Below are 18,004 nucleotides of genomic sequence, written 5' to 3' on the forward strand. Positions count from 1 at the left end.
CGGCCCCCACCATGAACCCGCACCCCCGCACGCAGCGCGAGCCCGAAGGCCCCGCGCGCCCCGGCTCCCCGCCCCCCACGGCCGTCCGAGCCCACTGCACCTCCCTGCAGTCCGCCCTGGAGCGGATGTGCCGCGACAGCACCGGCCTGCTTGAACGGTGGGCCGGCGAACTCGCCCGCGCCCTGCCGGCCGGCGCCCGGCTGCTCGCCGCCGGCAACGGCGGCAGCGCCGCGCAGGCCCAGCACCTGACCGCCGAACTGGTCGGCCGGTACCGCCGGGAGCGGCCCCCCTTCTCCGCTATCGCCCTGCACGCCGAAAGCTCCAGCGTGACCGCCATCGGCAACGACTACGGCTACGACCAGGTCTTCGCCCGGCAGGTCGCCGCCCACGGCCGGCCGGGCGACATCGCCCTGCTCCTGTCGACGTCCGGCCGCAGCGGCAACCTGCTGTCGGCCGCCGCCGCGGCCCGCGAGCACGGACTGCGGGCCTGGGCCCTGACCGGGCCGGCCCCGAATCCGCTCGCCGGTGCCTGCGACGAGGCGCTGTGCGTCGACGCCGACACGGCCGCCACCGTGCAGGAAGTCCACCTGGTGGCCGTGCACCTGCTGTGCGAGGCCTTCGACGAGGCCCTGGACCGGGACACCGCCGAAGCCGCGCGGCCCCCCGGGACCGTACGGGCCGGCCGGGCCGCCGCCCGCGCCGGGCGTCCCGCCGCCGCCCGCCCTGCCGCGCGCCCCGCCGCGGGCCCACCGGACGGCCGGCCCGTCCCCGCCGTGCCCGGGAGGACGCCGTGACCGCACCCGCGTGGGACGCCCCCCTGGTCGTCGTCGGCGACGTCCTCCTCGACCGGGACATCGACGGGGCCGCCGACCGCCTCGCGCCCGACGCGCCCGTCCCCGTCGTCGACGTCGCGTCCGACCGCTCCCGGCCCGGCGGCGCCGGACTCGCCGCCGCCCTGGCCGCCGCCCGCTCCGGGCGAGAGGTGGTCCTGGTCACCGCGCTCGGCCGGGACGCCGCGAGCCGCCGCGTCCGCGAGGCCCTGCGCGGCCGGATCCGGCTCCTGGAACTGCCCCTGGAGGGCACCCTCCCGGTCAAGACGCGCGTCCTGGCCGCCGGGCGCCCCGTGGTCCGCATAGACCGCGGCGGCGGCCGCGCCGGGCCCGCCCCCGAGGAGTGCGGAGGGCTGCTCGCCGCGGCGCACACCGTCCTCGTCGCCGACTACGGCCGCGGCACCGCCGAGGCTCTGCGGCCGCTGCTCGCGCAGGCCGCGCGGCGGGTGCCGCTGGTGTGGGACCCCCACCCGCGCGGCGGGCCGCCCGTCCCCGGCGCCCGCCTCGTCACGCCCAACGCGGCGGAGGCCCGCGCGCTGTGCCCCGAGGAGGGCAGCGGGGGATCCCTCGGCGCGTACGCCCGCCGCGGCGCGCTGCTCGCCGCCCGCTGGCGGGCCGCCTCGGTGGCCGTCACCCTCGGCGAGCGGGGCGCCCTGCTGACCCGTCCGCACGCGGACGCGCCGCTGCTCGTGCCCGCGCCGTTCCGGGCGTACGGCGACACGTGCGGCGCCGGCGACTGCTTCGCCGCGCACACCGCCGCCGCCCTCGCCGACGGCGCCCTCCCCGAGGAGGCGGTCTGGCACGCCGTCACCGAGGCGGCCGCGTTCGTGGCCGCCGGAGGGGCCGCCAAGGCCGCCCTGTGGCGCCGGCCCGAGCCGGCCCCCGCCGTCCCCGACGGCTCCGACGCCCTGGCCCTCGTACGGGAGGTCCGGGCGCGCGGAGGCACGGTCGTGGCGACCGGAGGCTGCTTCGACCTGCTGCACGCCGGCCACGTGGGCCTGCTCGACAGCGCCCGCCGGATCGGGGACTGCCTGGTCGTGTGCCTGAACTCCGACGCGTCCGTGACCCGGCTCAAGGGACCGGGCCGCCCCCTGACCCCGCTCGCCGACCGCACCCGGGTGCTCCAGGCGCTCGGCAGCGTCGACGCCGTCCTCCCGTTCGACGAGGACACCCCCGCCGAGGTGCTGTCCCTGCTGCGGCCCGACATCTGGGTCAAGGGCGGCGACTACGCGGTCGACGACCTGCCCGAGGCGGCCCAGGTGCGGTCGTGGGGCGGGCAGGCCGTCGTCCTGCCCTACCTCGACGGGCGCTCCACCACCGGCCTGGCCAGGCGTGCGGCGCGCGCCTCGGCGGCCGGGCAGGCCGGGGCCGGCGTCCCGTGACAGTCGCCCCGCCGCCCGCCGGGCCGGCCGCGGCCCCCGCCGCGACCGGCCCGGCCGCATCCCCGCCGCGGCGCCGCCGGCGGCGCGCCACGCCCCCCAGGGCCGCCGTGCTGCGGGCGCTGGGCCTCGGCGACCTGCTGACCGCCGTCCCGGCCCTGCGCGCCCTGCGGAACGCCCTGCCGGAGCACGAACTGGTCCTGGCGGCGCCGGAACGCCTCGCCGACGCGGTCCGGGCCCTCGGCACCGTGGACCGGCTGCTGCCCGCCCACGCCCCCGGCCGCGGCGTGCCGGCCGCCCTGCCCTGGCCCGGCCCCCCGCCCGACGTCGCCGTCGACCTGCACGGCTGCGGCCCGCCCTCCCGGATGCTGCTCGCCGGCCTGCGGCCCCGCCGCCTCCTCGTCTTCGCACCCCCCGACCGGCCGCGGGCGCCCGGCCCTCGCTGGCGCCCCGACGAACACGAACGCGACCGGTGGTGCCGCATGCTCCGCTGGTACGGCCTCCACGCCGACCCCGACGACCTCGCCCTCCCGCTCCCCGCCGAGCCCTCGCCGGCGCCCGGCGCCGTGGTCCTGCACCCCGGCGCGGACGCCCCGGCCCGCCGCTGGCCGGCCGAGCGGTTCGCCGCCGTCGGCCGGGCCCTGGCCCGGGACGGGCACCGCGTCGTGGTCGTCGCGGGCCGCGGCGAGGGCCCGCTCGCCCGCCGCGTCGCCGCCCGCGCGGGCCTCGGGCCCGACGCGGTCGCCGGCGGCGACGGGGACCTGCCCTTCGGCCGGCTCGCCGCGCTCGTCGCGCACGCCCGCTGCGTCGTGGCCGGGGACAGCGGCGTGGCCCACCTCGCCTCCGCGCTGCGCACCCCCTCCGTCGTCCTGTTCGGGCCGGTGGCGCCCCGCCTGTGGGGACCCCCGCCCGGCGGCCCCCACCGCGTGCTGTGGCACCCGTCCCCGTACGACGACCCGCTGCGCCCGGGCGACGCCCACGGCAGGCTGCCCGACCCCCGGCTGCTGCGGATCTCCGCCGCCGAGGCCCTGGCGGCCGTACGCGCACTCCCCGAGCCGCCGGCCCGGGCCTGACACCCGGCCCGGCCGGGCCCGGAGTCAGGCGGCCGCCGCCACCGCCGTCGGGGAGACCGCCGGCGCGGGGCACGCGGCCGGGACCGGCGTCACCGGCGCGGCCCGCCGGGCGCTGCGGTGGCGGGCCAGCCAGCCGGCGCCCACGACCGCCGCGATCACGAGGCCGCCGGCGACCAGCGCGGCCCGCACCCCCAGCTGCTCCATCAGCAGGCCCAGCAGGGGCGGCGCGGCGAGCCCCCAGCCCGTGCGCACCGTGGACCAGGCGCCGAGCACCCGCCCCCGCATCCGGGCCGGCGGGTCGGTCTGGAGCAGGGTCGACTGGGCGGTGTCGCCGACGGACTCGGCGACGGCCATCGGCAGGACCAGCACCAGCAGCACCGCCAGCGACGGCGACAGGCCCGCGAGGATCTGCAGGAGCGCCCCCAGCACGGTGAGTCCGGCGACGAGGCGGACGCCGGGGAGCCGCAGCCGCGCCCCGAGGACCGCGCCGACGATGCCGCCCGCGGCGAGCACCGTGGACACCGCGGAGAAGGACGCCGCGTTCCCGGCGAGCGGGCCGGTGACGAGCACCACCAGCGTCAGCGAGTAGTTCCGGCCGAAGAGGGCGCTGATGCCGTTGAGGCCGGCGAGGGCGACCAGCCGGCGCCGGCCGAAGAAGTACCGCAGCCCGGCCCGCATGCCCGCGGCGGGCTCCGCCCCTTCTTCGGACGGCCCGCCCGCGGCCGCCGCGGCGGGCCGCTCCGCACCCGGGGACGGCCGCAGGAACGGGATGACGCAGGCCACGAAGAGGAAGGACAGCCCGTTCACCGCGTACGCGGCCGCCGTCCCGAACGCCGCGACCGTCACCCCGGCCAGCGCCGCCCCGACCAGCCGCCCCGCGCTGTGCACCAGCGACCCGATGCCGATGGCGGACGGCACGTCCCGCGCGGGGACGAGGCCGTTGCCGAGGAGCGCGCAGGCCGGCCCGTCGACGGTCGCCACGACGCCCGTGACCACGGCCAGCGCCAGGAGCAGCGGCAGGTTCAGCAGGCCGAGGGCGACGAGCAGGCAGGTCGCGAAGGCGACCACGCCGAGCAGCGCCTGGCAGACCGCGGCGGTCGCCTTGTGGGGGAACCGGTCGACGAGGGAGCCGCCGGCCAGCCCGAGCAGCAGCCCGGGGGCCGCCTGGAGGGACACCGACAGGCCGGTGAGGGCGGCCGAGCCGGTGATCTGGAGCACCAGCAGGTTCTGCACCGTCAGCTGGGTCCAGGTACCCGCGTTGGAGACGAAGTTGGCGGCGGCCCACCAGCGCATCCCGCGGTGGCGCAGGGCGCGCCACGGCGAGCGGTCGGGGACCGCTGCGGAAGGCGCGGGAGCGGGCGCGGAGGCGGTCGCGGCGGGGGAGGGCGCGGCGGAGCGCGCCGGGGAAGCAGAGGGAGACACAGCGGTACCGGGGAACGGGGCCAGGACGGGTCACGGGCGGATCCGGCGTCTCGGCTCGGCCGGCGCCCGCACCGGGCGGCCGCGGGGCGGGCACCGAGGGAATCGTCCCGTTCGGCCCATGCTGGCAGACCGGATCCCCGAGGGGGGCGTGACCGCCGTCACCGGCTCCCCAATCCGCCCGTCGGAGAGGCCGGTTGGGGCCCGGGTGGGTTTGCTCACACCGGCCCCGGGCGCCCGGCCGGTGCACGGGCGGCGCAGCCCGGCGTGCCCGCCCCGCCCCCGCCCCGCACAGTGGAGGCGCAGACACCGCCGGGCTGCGCCCCCGTGCGCCCGGCGGCCGGTGTACCGCGACGAAAGGCGTGTGACCGCGATGGACAGCTCCTCGCCCCTCGACCTGCTCGGCAGGCAGGCACTGGTGACCGGCGGGGCGCGCGGCCTGGGCGCCGCGATCTGCCGCCGGCTGGCGGACGCGGGGGCCCGGGTGCTCGTGGCCGACGTACGGCGCGACCTCGCCGAGGACCTCTGCGAGGACCTCACGGCCCGCGGCGGGCAGGCCCGCCACCTGGACCTCGACGTGCGGGACCCGGCGCAGGCCGCGGACGCCTTCCGCACCCTCGACGACGCCGGCGAGGCACTGCACGTCCTGGTGAACTGCGCCGCGGTGGACGTCACGAAGTCCGCCGAGCACCTCACGGCGGACGAGGTCACCCGGGTGGTGTCCACCAACCTGCTGGGCCCGATGTACCTGTGCCTGGAGGCGTACCGCCGCATGGTGGCCCGCGGCGGCGGCCATATCGTGAACATCCTCTCCACCGCCGCCAACCGCACCTGGACGGAGGCCGGCCCCTACGCGGCCAGCAAGACGGGCCTGCGCGCCTTCACCCACACCCTTTTCAAGGAGGCGCAGCGCGACTGCCTGGGCATCGGCGTGACGGGCGTCATCGCCGGCGGCATGGAGACGGCGTTCATCACGGACCGCTTCCCCGACGCGGACATCTCGATGCTCCAGAGCCCCGACATCGTCGCCGACACCGTCATGTACGCGCTGTCCGTGCCGGGCGGCAGCGCGGTCCCCGAGGTGGTCGTCGTACCCCGCCGGGAGCCGTCCTGGCCGTGAGCGCCGCCGGCCCCGCCGGCCGCGCCGGTCAGCCGCCGAGCAGGCGCAGGACGGCCCGCTCGACCGCGCCGCGGGTGGCCGGCGTGCCCAGGTCGGCGTCCTCGCCGAGCCGCCCCAGGGCCGGCGCGATGGTGACGCCGTCCTCGTACCGCTCGAAGACCAGCGGATCGATGTAGGAGGCCCGGCACACCGCCGGGGTGTTGCCCAGGTAGTGGCTGACTTCGCGCACCGCCCGCGCCGCGGCCCGCCTGCGGACGGCCTGCGAGCCGTCGGCCGTGGGGGCCGACACGGCGAGGGCGACCGCGGCGAGGACCGTGGCGTGCCACGTCCGGAAGTCCTTGGCCGTGACGTCCCGCCCGGCCCGCTCCCGCAGGTAGGCGTTCAGGTCCGCAGCCCGCACCCCGTGCCAGGTGCGGCCCTCCCGGTACGCGAACAGCCGCGGGCCCGGCTCCCTGCGGCGCAGCAGCGCCCGTACGACGGCCAGGGCCGCATCGTCGACCAGGGTCCGCTCGACGTGGCGGCCGGACTTGGCCGGGAAGTCCAGGCACACCTCCCCGCGACTGCACCGGGCGTGCTCGCGCAGCAGCGTCGTCAGGCCCCGGCTGTCGTTGTCGCGGGCGTACCGCTCCCCGCCGATCCGGAAGAAGCCCAGGTCCAGCAGGCGCGCAGCACAGGCCAAGACCCGGTCCGGGCCGAGGCCGCGTCCGGCGAGGTCCTCCTCGACGGCCTGCCTCAGCCGCGGCAGGCTCCGCGCGACGCGGCGCACGTGCTCGTGCTTTGCCGCGTCGCGCCGCTCGCGGAACGCCTCGTGGTACAGGTACTGGCGGCGGCCCGCCGCGTCCCGGCCGACGGCCTGGATGTGGCCGTTCGGCCAGGGGCAGATCCACACGCCGGTCCACGCCGGCGGGATGGCCAGGCGGCGGATCCGCTCCCCCTCCCCGGCGGGGAGCGGGGCGCCGTCGGCGTCGAGGTAGCGGAACCCCCGGCCGTGGCGCACCCGCTGCCAGCCGGGCCGGTGCGGGTCGCTCGTGCGCAGTCTGGTCACGGGGCGGCCGGGTCAGCGGTCCAGGGCCCGCTGCAGTTCGGCCTTGTCCATCTGCGAGCGGCCCTTGATGCCCTTCTTCTTCGCCTCGTTGTACAGCTGCTCCTTGGTGGGGCCGCCCGCCCCGCTGTGCGAGCGCTGTCCGCCCCTCTGGGACGAGGGCATGTCCTGCGTGGAGGACCGGCTGGCGGTCTTCGACTCGCCGGACCGCGCCCGCTCCTTGTTCACCGTCCGCGCGGCGATCTCCTCGGCCCGCTTCTCCGACTCGCCGCGGTCCCGCGCGGACTCCTTGATGTGCTCGTACTGGCGTTCCCGCTTCGGGGACGATCCTCGGGGCATCGCCTGCTCCTTCCTGTGCCGTGGGGTGTGGGTGCGCCCGGGGGGTGCGACAGTCCTGTGCGCTGCCCGCGGTGCACGGTGCGTGCTCTCGGCGTGCCGGGCGCCGTGCGGGACTGTCGCAACGCCCCCTAGCCCTTGCGCTGTGTCTTCGGCGCGTCCGGCGAGCGGACGCCCGAGAACGCCGAGTCGTCCTTGGCTCCGCTGGGGCGCCCGGACCGGCCGCGCCGGCCCAGGTCGTGGTGGCCCTCCTGGGCCTGGCCCGCCATGTCCTCGCCGCGGCGGGTGGTGGACTCGACCGGGGTTCCCTCGTCGGCCGGGCCCGCCTTCGACCCGCTCTTGCGGCGCTTGCCGGGGGAGTCGAAGGAGCGTCGGGCGCTCGGGTTCTCCTGCTTGTGCGTCGCGTCGACGTCGCCGGACCAGCCGTGCTGCTCGGTGCCCTGGTGCCGGCTCGGGCCCTCGCCGTGCGGAACGTGTGACTTCGGGCTGGTGGACATGAGCCGATCCTCCTCGCCTCGTGGCCCCCCTCGGCCACCCGCCTGCCCCGTCGGCCCACGGCCAATCCCCCCGTACGGGGGGTGCCGCGTGTCCGCGGCGAAGGGCCGGGTAGGCGGGGCCGAGTGGTTTCCGTTCCCGACACGGGCGCACGGCCCGGAGGAGGAGTACCCCGTGACCGACACCAACCCCAGCACCGGCACCGAGACCGGCCGGGGCGGCGTGGCCCCGGACCCGACGACCCTGTACCCCCGTCCCGACTATCCGGCACAGGAGCAGCAGCCGCCGGGCGACACCCGGGCGATGGAGCCCCGGCCCGACCACGGGGAGGACTCCTACCGCGGCAGCGGCCAGCTCCTCGGGCTGAAGGCCGTCGTCACCGGAGGGGACTCCGGGATCGGGCGCGCCGTGGCGCTCGCCTTCGCCCGCGAAGGGGCCGACGTCCTGTTCACGTACCTCCCGGAGGAGGCCGAGGACGCCGACACGACGATGCGCCTGGTGGAGGCCGCCGGCCGCCGGGCGGTGGCGGTGCCCTGCGACCTGAGGGAGGAGGAGGCCTGCGCCGCCGTCATCGCGCACGCGGCCGCGGAGTTCGGGCGCATCGACATCCTGGTCAACAACGCCGCCTACCAGATGGCCCAGCCGGAGGGCATCTCCCACATCAGCACCGAGCAGTTCGACCGGGTGGTGCGCACCAACCTGTACGCCATGTTCTGGCTGTGCAAGATGGCCCTGCCGCACATGTCGGCCGGTGCCAGCATCATCAACACCGCGTCCGTGCAGGCCTACAAGCCGAGCCCGCCGCTGCTGGACTACGCCATGACCAAGGGGGCGATCGTCACCTTCACGCAGGGGCTGGCGCAGATGCTCGCGGAGGACGGGATCCGCGTCAACGCGGTCGCGCCGGGACCGGTCTGGACCCCGCTGATCCCGGCGACGATGCCGGACCCGCAGGAGTTCGGGAAGCAGAGCCCCCTGGGGCGGCCGGCGCAGCCGGCCGAGATGGCCCCCGCGTACGTGTTCCTGGCCTCGTCCCGGGCGAGCTACATCACCGCCGAGGTCCTGAACGCGACGGGCGGGACGCCGCTGCCCTGAGCGGCAGCGGCCCCGCCCGCCCGTCGGCCGCGTCCCTCAGGCTCCGCCCGGTCCTTCATCCTCCGTCTCGATGACGTGCACGGCCGCCTCCTCCGCGGAGGCGGCCCCGCCGTCGATCCCGGTGTCCCGGGCCACGACGGAGATGTGCCGCACCGGCATCTGCTCGTCGGAGGCGGTCATCCGCCCGGCGCGCTCGCGGCCCGCCGTGGAGCGGTCGCCGCCCGGATCGGCCGTGACGTCCTCGCCGCGGTCCCCGCCGCCGGTGCCGGCGGGCTCGGCGAGGTCCTCGCCCGGGCTCGCCTCCGACCCGCCGCCCGCCTCCGCGGAGGGGTCCGGTTCCGGCTCCTCCTGGGCGAGCCGCTGGTCCAGCGTCTCCCCCTCGCGCTGCTCGCCGGCGGTCGTGCCGTGCCGGGTGACCGCCCTCGGGCGGTCGGGCGGCGAGTAGCCGGTGTCGAGCGTGTCGTCCAGGTCGGGTTCGTCCAGGGCGTTCTCCATGTCCGGCTGCCACTCGCCGGGCTCCGCCTCCGCCGGCGGCTGGTAGACGCCGTTGCCCTGCGATTCGCTCGCGCTCATGCTCCGCCTCCTGTCGGGGTGTCCGCCGGTGCGGCGCCGCTGCCGGCTCCGGCCGGCCTCGTCCGCGCCGGGCCCGTCCCGGCCTCCAGCAGGCCGAGCATCTTCTGCATGACCCTGTCGAAGTCCTGCCACGGCCCCCGGGGAGCCCCGTCCGCGGGGCGGGCGGCGGGGCCGCCCCGACTGCTCGTCCTCGACACCATCGTGAACCACTCCTCCGCTCGGCTCGGCAGATTCCCTGCGGCGGCGCGACGGCCGCCCGGTGGGTATGCGCGTCTTCCCCGCAGGGCGGCGCCCATGTGCCTCAGCTGCGTGTTTCACCCGTTCGGACAGGCCGATCGGACCCGGCAGCCCGCAGGGGCCGCCCAGGTCCGATACGGCGTCCCCGGCGGGGGACGCGGTGCCGGCCGGGGGTCGGGGCAGGGAGCCCGGCCGGCACCGGGAAGGCCGCAGCCGCGGGTGCGGATGCGGCGTGGCCTTGCCGCCTGTGCCGCCTCGTCGCCTGTGCGGCGCCGAGGCCGCCCGCCGAAGGCTCCGGGAGATGCCGTTGCCGGTGGGCGCCGCGGCGCACCGGGCGTCTTTCCCGCAGCCGGCGGCGCAAACCGCCCGTGGCGCACCCCTGCTCGGCCGCATGCCGGACGGCAGGGACGTCCCGCGGGCGAAACGCCCCGCCGCGCGGAGCCGGCCGCGCCCTGTCCGGCCCCTGCCCGCGTACGGTGACCGCTCGTCGCGGCCCGCCCGCCGGAACCCGGTGGCGCAGCCGCGGCTGAGCCGCCGCCGTGCGGGTATGGGCGGCAGGCGTTCCGTTGGTTCGGTAGGGCCGGATACGACCGGAAAGGAAAGCCCCATGGATGCGATCGTGCTGCTGCGCGAGGACCACAAGACCGTCGAGAAGCTGTTCAAGCGCTTCGAGAAGACCGGCGACGAGGACACGGAGGAGCGCCGGGAGATCGCCGACAGCGTGATCGAAGAACTCACCGTCCACGCCTGGATCGAGGAGCAGATCTTCTATCCGGCCGCCCGGGAGGCGGCACCGGACACCTCCGACCACGTCCTGGAGAGCGTCGAGGAGCACCACGCAGTGGTGTGGATGCTCTCCGAGCTGAAGGACATGGACCCCTCCGACGAGCGGTTCAAGGCCAAGATGAGCGTCCTCATGGAGAACGTCCGCCACCACGTCGAGGAGGAGGAGAAGGACTGGTTCCCGGACGTCCGCAAGGCCATGGGCCGCAACCGGCTGGTGGAGCTGGGGGAGCGGATGGCGGCGGAGAAGGAGAAGGCCCCGCGCGACCCCCTGACCGTGCCCAGCGCCGACAGCCGCTGACCGCTCGCCGCCCGCACGCACGCACGCCCGCCCGCCCGCCCGCACGCGCGGGCGGGCGGGCGGGGCCGTGGAGCCGTACGCACGGCGGCTGCCGCCGCGGGTGTGGCCGGGCCGGATCCGGGTATCACCACATGTTCCCCGCGAGCGCCTTCACCGCCCCCCCGCCTCGCGGAACGGAGGCCGCACCATGTCCGACTGCAAGATCCCCGACTACCGCTCCGGGCGGCGCGGCCGACACTGGACGCACGCCCTGCGCAGCGCCGAGAAGACCGGCGCGGTCATCGTCACCGACGACACGGGCGAGCCGGTCCGGTTCGCGGCCGGCGGCACCGGCCCCGGCCGCTTCCGGCCGTGGGCCGGCCCCGACGGCCGCCGCTACGACAGCTACGAGGTGCACCCCGAGTGGTAGCCGCGGCGGCGCCTGCCACGCGTTGCCGGAGCCCGCGGGGTGCGCGTGCGCCCGCCCGGCGCGGGACCGGCGCGGGTCACTGCAGGATGCGCTGCTTGGCGCGCTGGAACTCCTCCTCGGAGATGTCGCCGCGGGCGCGGATCTCCGAGAGCTTCGCCAGCTGGTCCACCTCGCTGGTGCCGGACTTCCCGGCCGTGCGCCGGATGTAGTCGTCCATGGCCTCCTGCTGCTCCTGCACCTGCTGGAGCTCCCGCCGGCCCATCTTCCTGCCCCTGGCGATCACGTACACCAGGACGCCGAGGAACGGCAGGATGATCACGAAGACCAGCCAGGCGGTCTTGCCCCACCCGCCCAGGTCGTGGTCGCGGAAGATGTCGCTGATCACGCGGAAGAGCAGGAAGAACCACATGATCCACAGGAAGATCCACATGGTCGTCCAGAAGACCCCCAGGACCGGGTAGTCGTACGCCAGTGACACGGAACCGTCCATTGCTTCCTCCCAGCTGGGCGATGAGGACGGGATCGACTCTGCGGCTCCTGCCGCCGCCGCGGATCACCCCTGGCGGGTGAACCGGCCCGCGCGGCGCGGACGCGCGGCGGCCTCAGCCCTCCGCTGTCGTGACGCGTCCCGTGCGTGCGGCGTCCGCGAGCGCCGCGAAGTCCCGCTCGTTCTGGTCGGCGTACGACTCCGCGAAATCCGCGACCGCCCGGTCGAACGTGTCGGCCGAGCCCAGGTAGGAGGCGATCGCGATCGGGTCGCCGGAGCGGGCGTGGGCCCGGGCCAGCGAGCGGCCGCACACCCGGGCGAGGAGTCGCATGCCCGCCGGGGCCATCCCCTCCGTCGTCGCGGAGCCCTTCCAGTCCAGGAGCTGGCGCACGTAGAAGTCGCGCTCCCGGCCGTCGAGGCCCGTCAGGCGCTCCCAGCCGAGGAAGATGTCGCCGACGGCCTGCATCACCCGCTGCCCGGCCACGACCCGCTGCCCCTGGTTGTCGTACGCGGACGGCGCGGTGTACGGGGCGAGCACGGACGGGCCGGCCTCCTTGGCCTGGAGCAGCAGCGGGTCGCCCTCGTCCCGGCCGAGCAGCAGGAAGATCCAGCAGCGGGTGCCGACACTGCCGACCCCGACCACCTTGCGCGCCATGTCGACGACCTGGAACCGCTCGACCAGCGTGCGCAGTTCGGGCGCGAGGCTCTGCGCGTACGTGTCGACGAGCCGGCGCAGCCCGGTGTCCAGGTCCGTCGGGCCGGACCCGTCCAGCAGCTCCGTCAGGGGCACGACGAGCGGCGGGTCCGGGGTGATGCGCAGCCGCCCGCCGACGCGGCGGGTGAGCTTGGAGAACGCCCGCATGTGGTCGCGGGTGCGGGCCTTGGCGAAGACCTTGTCCGCGCGGGCCAGCATGGCCCCGCCGCCCTGGGCGGCCATCGCGCGCAGGTCCGCGGAGTCGTCCCGCGCGTACCAGATGTCCAGGACGCGCATGCCGGAGAAGTCCTGCATCCGCAGGCGGTACGCGGAGACCGCGTCGAGGACGACGGCGGCCCGCTCGGCGGCGTCGAAGCCGTTCTCCCGGCCGGCCGCGGCGAAACTGGCGGCGAGCCGTTTGACGTCCCATTCGAACGGCCCGGGGTGGGTCTCGTCGAAGTCGTTCACGTCGAAGACGAGGGACCTCTCGGGCGAGGCGAACAGGCCGAAGTTCAGCAGGTGCGCGTCGCCGCACAGCTGCACCTCCAGCCCCGTGTGGGGCGCCGTCCCGAGGTCGTGCGCCATCACAGCGGCCGCCCCCCGGTAGAAGCGGAACGGCGACTCCAGCATGCGGCCGCGGCGGATCGGGACCAGTTCGGGCACCCGGGCCGCCTCCTGCTCCAGCAGGATCCCCACCGGGTCGGGCCGGTCCGGGCCGGGCTCGAACCGGGCCTGCTCCGAGCGGCGCACGCTGGTGCGCGCCGCCTTGCCGCGCTCCGCGCGCTCCGACGGAGTGAGCGCGACCGGGCTTCCCCCTCCGGCACTGAGGGACCTCGTCACGGCGGTGCCTCCTCTCGGCCCGCGGCCGGCCGGGGCGCCGGGCCGGGTGCACGGGGTTCAGATGACGTGCAGGTCGCGGGCGCGCTCCACGGCGTCGCGGCGCCGTGAGACGCCCAGCTTGCGGAAGATGCCGCGCATGTGGGTCTTCACGGTGTTCGCGGACAGCCGGAGCTCTGCGGCGACCTCCTCGGTCGACATCATCCGCGCCACCAGGGCCAGCACCTCCTTCTCGCGCGGGCTGAGCTCCTCGACCGGCATGCCGTCCGCGGTGCGTGGTGCGACGGCCGTGACCCACTCGTAGGCGCCGCTGTGCCCGTTGAGGCCGCCCGCGAGGTGCCGCAGCCAGGGGCCGGCCTCCGCGAAGGGCCGCCGGAGCAGCTCCGGACGGGCGGTGTCCAGGGCGTGCAGGAGCCGGTCGCGGGCCCCGGCCTCGTCGCCGTCCAGCAGGGCGCAGTGGGCGCGGAGCAGGGTGAGCCGCACCCGGTCCAGAAGCGTGGCCTCCGCCGAGCCCTCGGCTTGGGCTATCAGCCGCAGGGCCTGCGCGGACTGCCCGGCGGCCAGGTGGGCCTGGGCGAGGAGCACCGTACGCGCGGGCAGCGACTCGGGGACGGCCCGCAGCGCGGTGAGCGCCGCGTCGCGGTCGCCGCGGGCCAGCGCGGCGCTCGCCTGCGCGACCGAGAGCCGGGCGGCCGCGCCCGGCGGGCCGGGCTGCCGCGGTGCGTCCAGGACGGCCAGGGCCGCGTGCCAGCGGCCGCCGGCAATCTCCAGCTGCGCCCGCAGGACGGAGTGCTCCGCCGCCAGGACGGGGTCGTGCAGGATGTCGGCGTGGCCGGCGCCGCGGTCCAGGTGGGCCGCCGCGCTCCGCAGATCGCCCCGCTCGACCGCCACGGAGGCCAGCGCCAGCCAGGCGGCCCCGGAGCGGTCCGCCTCGGGGACGCCGCCCCGGTCGGCGGCGTCCAGGGAGGCCGTGCCGTGCTCCTCCGCGGCCGACAGGGCGCCCGCCGCCGCGTCGGCGAGCGCGAGCCGGCCCAGGCAGCGGTGCAGCAGGGCCGGCGCCGCGTCGCCGCAGGCCCGCACCGCCTCGGCGAGGCCCTCCCGCGCCGCCGGCACGCGGCCGTCCCGCAGCAGGGCGCGGGCGCGCCCGTACAGGCGGAGCGGCTCGATCTCCGGATGCCGCGCCCGCTCCTCCTCCGGCAGCAGCGGCATGAGCTCCGCGACGCGCCGCGCCGCCCGCTCCGCCGCGGCCGAGCCGGGTGCGGACAGCAGCCTCAGCAGCTCCAGGGTGAGCAGCTCGGCCGGTCCCGCGGCCGGCTCGTGCACCAGGTCCCGTTCGGCGCGGGGGAGCCGGGCCAGGCAGCCGGCCGCGTCGTGGCGGGCCAGGCGGCAGGCCGCGGCCACCAGCCCCGCGGCGGCGCCGGGGGTGTGCTCGGGCATCCGGGTGAGGGCCGCGGCGGCGGGGGCGGCGGAGGGCTGCGCCCCGGGCGGCGGGGCGGCGGGAAGGCCGGCGAGCAGCGGGACCACCGCGAGGTGCCGGACGGCCTGCGCCGCCGCGTACGCCCATTCGCCGCCCGCGGCGGCCTCCTCCACCGCCTCCGCGGTCCGGCAGTGCGCCGCGTACCAGCGTGCGGCCCGGCGGTGCAGCAGGGCCTCCAGGGCCGGCTGCCGGCGGCGGAGCCGGCCGCGCAGCACCGCCGCGAACAGGGGGTGGACCCGGAACCACCGGGTTCCGGCCACGGGTTCCACGAAGGCGTGGCGGCGCACCAGCTCGTGCAGGACGGCCTCGCAGTCGGTGCGCCCGGTCAGCGCGGCGGCGAGGCCGGGGTGGACCCGCCCCAGGACGCCGGCGCGCAGCAGCAGCTCGCGGGAGGCGGCGGGCTGGACGGCCAGCACCTCCGTCAGCAGGTACTCGGATACGGCCTGCCGGGCGGCGGCCGCCGAGCCGGCGAAGGCGAGGGGGTCCTCGGCCCGCTCCATGGCCAGGGCGCACAGCCGCAGCCCGGCCGCCCACCCCTCGGTGTGTTCGAGCAGCAGGTCGACGACGCGCTCGTCGCGCGGGCGGCCGCCCGGTGCCTGGAGCAGGCGGGCGGCCTCGGAGCGGGTGAAGGCGAGGTCCCGCCCGCCGATCTCGGCGACCCGGCCCTCCACCCGGTAGCGGTGCAGCGGCAGCGCCGGCTCGGACCGGCCGAGGACGACGAGCCGGAAGGCGGGCCCGGCGTGTTCCACGACGAAGCGCAGCCCGGAGGCCGCGTCCGGGCCGCGGACCCGGTCGAGGCCGTCGAGGACGAGCACCAGCGGCGCCGGAAGCTCTTCGAGGGCGGCGGCGATCCGCACCGGCAGGCCCGGATCGGGGCCGTCGCCGCGGCCGCCGTGCGCGCCCTCGCCGCAGAGGGGGCCGCCGACGGGCGCACCGCCGCGGCGGAGCCCCTCCACGACGTGCGCCCAGAAGGTGTGCGGGGTGTCCTGCTCGTCCAGTGACAGCCACACCACAGGAGAGGAGGCCGCCCGCGACCGAGCCCAGGAGGCGACCAGCGCGGTCTTGCCGCTGCCGGCAGCCGCCGTGACCAGCGTGAGGGGTCCCTGCGCACCGCGGTCGAGCAGCCCGGTCAGCCGCTGCCGGCGCACCAGGCCGGGCGGCGGACCCGGCAGGGCGAACTTCGCACCCAGGACGGGGGCGCGCACGAGAGAGACGGTCATAGGCTCCAACTCCGTGGAGGCGGCTCACCGCGGTCGCGGTCCTGTCCGTGCACGACCCTCCGATCGTGTCCGCTCCGGCCGCCGGAGCCGCTGTTCGGCGGCGGGCGGAGCCCCCGGGCACCGGCCTCTCCATGCTCACGCCCCGTGCCCTTGATCGCCACGCAGCGCTCTTCGCCCGGCACGGGGGATGCGCGCCGGCCCGTCCGGACCGCCAATGGGCTCCACGTCCCGTACGCCCGACGGCGCGGAGGTCGACCACGTGAGCACCCAAGCCAAGGCGCGCCTCGCCCTGCTGTCCGGGGCGGCGGCGCTGCTGGTCATGCTGCTGTTCGCCGGCTACCGCAGCATCCTGCTGGTCGCGGCGGGGCTGGTCGGGGTGGCCGCCACGGCGGCCGCCGTCTGGCTCGTGCTCGCCCACCGCGGGCCGGTGCGCTGGCTCGCGCTCGCGGCCGCCGCGGCGGTGCCCGTCCTGCTCGTGGTCTCGTACGTGCACTCGGGGCTGCTCTGGGTCGTCCTGTGCTCGGCGGCCCTGTGGCTGGCGGCCGTGGCAACCGGGCGGTCGGCCCTGGCGGACGAGGCCCGCGCCCGCATGCCGGAGCATCCGGCGGCCCGGCCCGCACGACCCTTCCTGATCATGAACCCCCGTTCCGGCGGGGGGAAGGTCGGCGCCTTCCACCTGAAGGAGAAGGCGGAGAAACTCGGCGCCGAGGTCGTGCTCCTGGAGGGGCCCGAACCGCTGGACGTCGCCGCCCTCGCCCGCGGCGCGGTCGCCCGCGGGGCCGACCTGCTCGGCGTCGCCGGGGGCGACGGCACCCAGGCGCTCGTCGCCGCCGTCGCCGCCGAACACGACCTGCCGTTCCTGGTGATCAGCGCCGGCACCCGCAACCACTTCGCGATGGACCTCGGCCTGGACCGCACGGACCCGGCGGCCTGCCTGGACGCCCTCACCGACGGCGTCGAACTCCGGGTCGACCTCGGACGCGTCGGCGAGCGCCCCTTCGTCAACACCGCGTCCTTCGGCACGTACGCCGAAATCGTCCGGAGCCCCGCCTACCGCGACGACAAGATGCGCACGACCCTGGAGCTCCTCCCCGACCTCCTGGCCCGGCAGACCGGGCCCCGGCTCACGGTGAGCGCCGACGGCACCACCGTCGAGGACCCGCAGGCGGTGCTGGTCAGCAACAACCCCTACGGCGCCGGCGACCCGGCGGGCCTCGGCCGGCGCGCCCGCCTGGACGCCGGCACCCTCGGGGTGTTCGGCGTGAAGGTCGCCGGCGCCGCCCAGGCGGCCGGCATCCTGCGCGGCCGCCGCTCCACCGGGCTGGTCGCGCTCGACGCCCGGGAGGTCGTCGTCGACGCGGACGCCCCGCACATCAGCGCCGGCATCGACGGCGAGTCCCTGACGCTGCCCACGCCGGTGCGCTGCCGGATCGAGCCGGGCGCCCTGCGCGTCCTGGTGCCGCGCCGCCGCCCCGGCAACCGCGCCGGAGTGCCCCTCAACTGGGCCGAAGTCCGCAGACTGGCCCGGACCATGGGCCGAGCCGCCACCGGCGGCCAACCGGTGCAGGGCGGCGAGCCGGACCACCCGGGAGGGCGCCGCCGCTGGCACCGGTACGGCACGGGCGAACGGCCGCGGTTCGACTACAGCGGTGCCGTGTACGGGTCGCTGCTCGCCGCGTCGGTCGTGGTCGGCTCCGGTGTCGGCGGCCCCTTCCCCCGCCTCCATCTGATCGTGCTGCTACTGGCCACCGGAGTGGTCTTCTGGGCGGCCCACGTCTACGCCCGCCTCTTCGGGGCGTCCCTCGCGAACGAGCCGCTGACCTGGCACGAGTTCCGTACCGTCTGCCGGGACGAAAGACCGCTGATCGACGCCGCGCTGCCGCCGGCGGCGGCCGTCGCCGTCAGTCCGCTGCTCGGTTTCGACACCACGGCGACGACCTGGTTCGCCATGGCGGTGGCGCTGGCCGGCCAGGTCGGCTGGGCGGTCCTCGGCGCCGTACGGGCGGGCGCGCCGCGGCGCCTGGTGGTCATCACGGCGGTGGTGACCGTCCTGCTGGGCGCGGCCATCGTCGCGGCCAAGGCGGGCCTGTCCCATTAGGACGTGCCCGGCCGGCCACGGCCGGGCCCGGCGGCCGGAACTCCGCGGGCCGGCCGCACGCCCTTCGGCCGTCACCCGGCGCGGGTGATGCGCCGGGGC

16 protein-coding genes and 1 pseudogene are annotated in these 18,004 nt (G+C 77.3%); 8 read left to right on the forward strand and 9 right to left on the reverse strand.

The window, feature by feature from the left end:
- Positions 1–11 precede the first annotated feature (11 nt).
- The 3 genes from ACZ462_RS14395 to ACZ462_RS14405 are packed head-to-tail and all read left to right on the forward strand — an operon-like array spanning position 12 to position 3,282.
- Positions 12–794 (forward strand): D-sedoheptulose-7-phosphate isomerase, encoded by a 783-nt coding sequence (locus tag ACZ462_RS14395; RefSeq protein WP_467807992.1) that lies wholly within the window; start codon positions 12–14, stop codon positions 792–794.
- Complete coding sequence (rfaE2, locus tag ACZ462_RS14400) at positions 791–2,212, forward strand: D-glycero-beta-D-manno-heptose 1-phosphate adenylyltransferase (RefSeq protein WP_467807918.1); 1,422 nt, start codon at positions 791–793, stop codon at positions 2,210–2,212. The genes ACZ462_RS14395 and rfaE2 overlap by 4 nt, the downstream gene beginning before the upstream one ends.
- Complete coding sequence (locus ACZ462_RS14405) at positions 2,209–3,282, forward strand: glycosyltransferase family 9 protein (protein ID WP_467807919.1); 1,074 nt, start codon at positions 2,209–2,211, stop codon at positions 3,280–3,282. The genes rfaE2 and ACZ462_RS14405 overlap by 4 nt, the downstream gene beginning before the upstream one ends.
- Before the next feature lie 24 nt (positions 3,283–3,306).
- On the opposite strand, the gene ACZ462_RS14410 is transcribed toward ACZ462_RS14405, so the two are convergent.
- Positions 3,307–4,575, reverse strand: a complete 1,269-nt coding sequence (locus tag ACZ462_RS14410) for an MFS transporter (protein WP_467807993.1) — start codon at positions 4,573–4,575, stop codon at positions 3,307–3,309.
- A 499-nt stretch (positions 4,576–5,074) separates the two neighbouring features.
- Between ACZ462_RS14410 and ACZ462_RS14415 the strand changes: the two genes are divergently transcribed.
- Positions 5,075–5,821: an SDR family oxidoreductase gene (locus ACZ462_RS14415; RefSeq protein ID WP_467807995.1), complete on the forward strand. Its 747-nt coding sequence runs from the start codon at positions 5,075–5,077 to the stop codon at positions 5,819–5,821.
- Between the two features lie 28 nt (positions 5,822–5,849).
- Here the strand turns inward: ACZ462_RS14415 and ACZ462_RS14420 are convergent, their stop codons facing one another.
- The 3 genes from ACZ462_RS14420 to ACZ462_RS14430 form a co-directional block, all read right to left on the reverse strand.
- Positions 5,850–6,866, reverse strand: coding sequence for a DNA topoisomerase IB (locus tag ACZ462_RS14420; RefSeq protein WP_467807921.1), 1,017 nt, complete (start codon positions 6,864–6,866; stop codon positions 5,850–5,852).
- A gap of 12 nt (positions 6,867–6,878) precedes the next feature.
- Positions 6,879–7,202: a plasmid stabilization protein gene (locus tag ACZ462_RS14425; RefSeq protein ID WP_467807922.1), complete on the reverse strand. Its 324-nt coding sequence runs from the start codon at positions 7,200–7,202 to the stop codon at positions 6,879–6,881.
- A gap of 128 nt (positions 7,203–7,330) precedes the next feature.
- Positions 7,331–7,696, reverse strand: a complete 366-nt coding sequence (locus ACZ462_RS14430) for a hypothetical protein (RefSeq protein ID WP_467807923.1) — start codon at positions 7,694–7,696, stop codon at positions 7,331–7,333.
- Positions 7,697–7,916: 220 nt separating this feature from the next.
- On the opposite strand from ACZ462_RS14430, the gene ACZ462_RS14435 reads away from it, so the two are divergent.
- Positions 7,917–8,789 (forward strand): SDR family oxidoreductase, encoded by an 873-nt coding sequence (locus tag ACZ462_RS14435; protein ID WP_467807996.1) that lies wholly within the window; start codon positions 7,917–7,919, stop codon positions 8,787–8,789.
- Positions 8,790–8,825: 36 nt separating this feature from the next.
- Here the strand turns inward: ACZ462_RS14435 and ACZ462_RS14440 are convergent, their stop codons facing one another.
- Positions 8,826–9,362 carry a DUF5709 domain-containing protein gene (locus ACZ462_RS14440; RefSeq protein ID WP_467807925.1) on the reverse strand — a complete coding sequence of 179 codons (537 nt, stop codon included), beginning with the start codon at positions 9,360–9,362 and terminating at the stop codon, positions 8,826–8,828.
- Positions 9,359–9,562, reverse strand: coding sequence for a hypothetical protein (locus ACZ462_RS14445; RefSeq protein WP_467807926.1), 204 nt, complete (start codon positions 9,560–9,562; stop codon positions 9,359–9,361). Before ACZ462_RS14445 ends, ACZ462_RS14440 begins: the two co-directional genes overlap by 4 nt.
- Before the next feature lie 644 nt (positions 9,563–10,206).
- Between ACZ462_RS14445 and ACZ462_RS14450 the strand changes: the two genes are divergently transcribed.
- Together ACZ462_RS14450 and ACZ462_RS14455 are read left to right on the forward strand one after the other, a co-directional pair.
- On the forward strand, positions 10,207–10,683 hold the full coding sequence (locus tag ACZ462_RS14450) for a hemerythrin domain-containing protein (RefSeq protein WP_467807928.1): 477 nt from the start codon (positions 10,207–10,209) through the stop codon (positions 10,681–10,683).
- A gap of 187 nt (positions 10,684–10,870) precedes the next feature.
- Complete coding sequence (locus ACZ462_RS14455; protein ID WP_467807929.1) at positions 10,871–11,092, forward strand: hypothetical protein; 222 nt, start codon at positions 10,871–10,873, stop codon at positions 11,090–11,092.
- A gap of 76 nt (positions 11,093–11,168) precedes the next feature.
- On the opposite strand, the gene ACZ462_RS14460 is transcribed toward ACZ462_RS14455, so the two are convergent.
- The 3 genes from ACZ462_RS14460 to ACZ462_RS14470 form a co-directional block, all read right to left on the reverse strand.
- The gene (locus ACZ462_RS14460) at positions 11,169–11,582 is read right to left on the reverse strand and encodes an SHOCT domain-containing protein (RefSeq protein ID WP_467807930.1); all 414 of its coding nucleotides are present in this window, start codon (positions 11,580–11,582) and stop codon (positions 11,169–11,171) included.
- Between the two features lie 112 nt (positions 11,583–11,694).
- Positions 11,695–13,113 carry a DUF2252 domain-containing protein gene (locus ACZ462_RS14465; RefSeq protein WP_467807932.1) on the reverse strand — a complete coding sequence of 473 codons (1,419 nt, stop codon included), beginning with the start codon at positions 13,111–13,113 and terminating at the stop codon, positions 11,695–11,697.
- 57 nt (positions 13,114–13,170) lie between these two features.
- Positions 13,171–15,807 (reverse strand): winged helix-turn-helix domain-containing protein, encoded by a 2,637-nt coding sequence (locus tag ACZ462_RS14470; protein ID WP_467807933.1) that lies wholly within the window; start codon positions 15,805–15,807, stop codon positions 13,171–13,173.
- A gap of 319 nt (positions 15,808–16,126) precedes the next feature.
- On the opposite strand from ACZ462_RS14470, the pseudogene ACZ462_RS14475 reads away from it, so the two are divergent.
- A pseudogene (locus ACZ462_RS14475) lies at positions 16,127–17,353 on the forward strand (diacylglycerol/lipid kinase family protein); the annotation flags it as partial.
- Positions 17,354–18,004 lie beyond the last annotated feature (651 nt).

Source organism: Streptomyces sp. NPDC031121 (assembly GCF_055570615.1).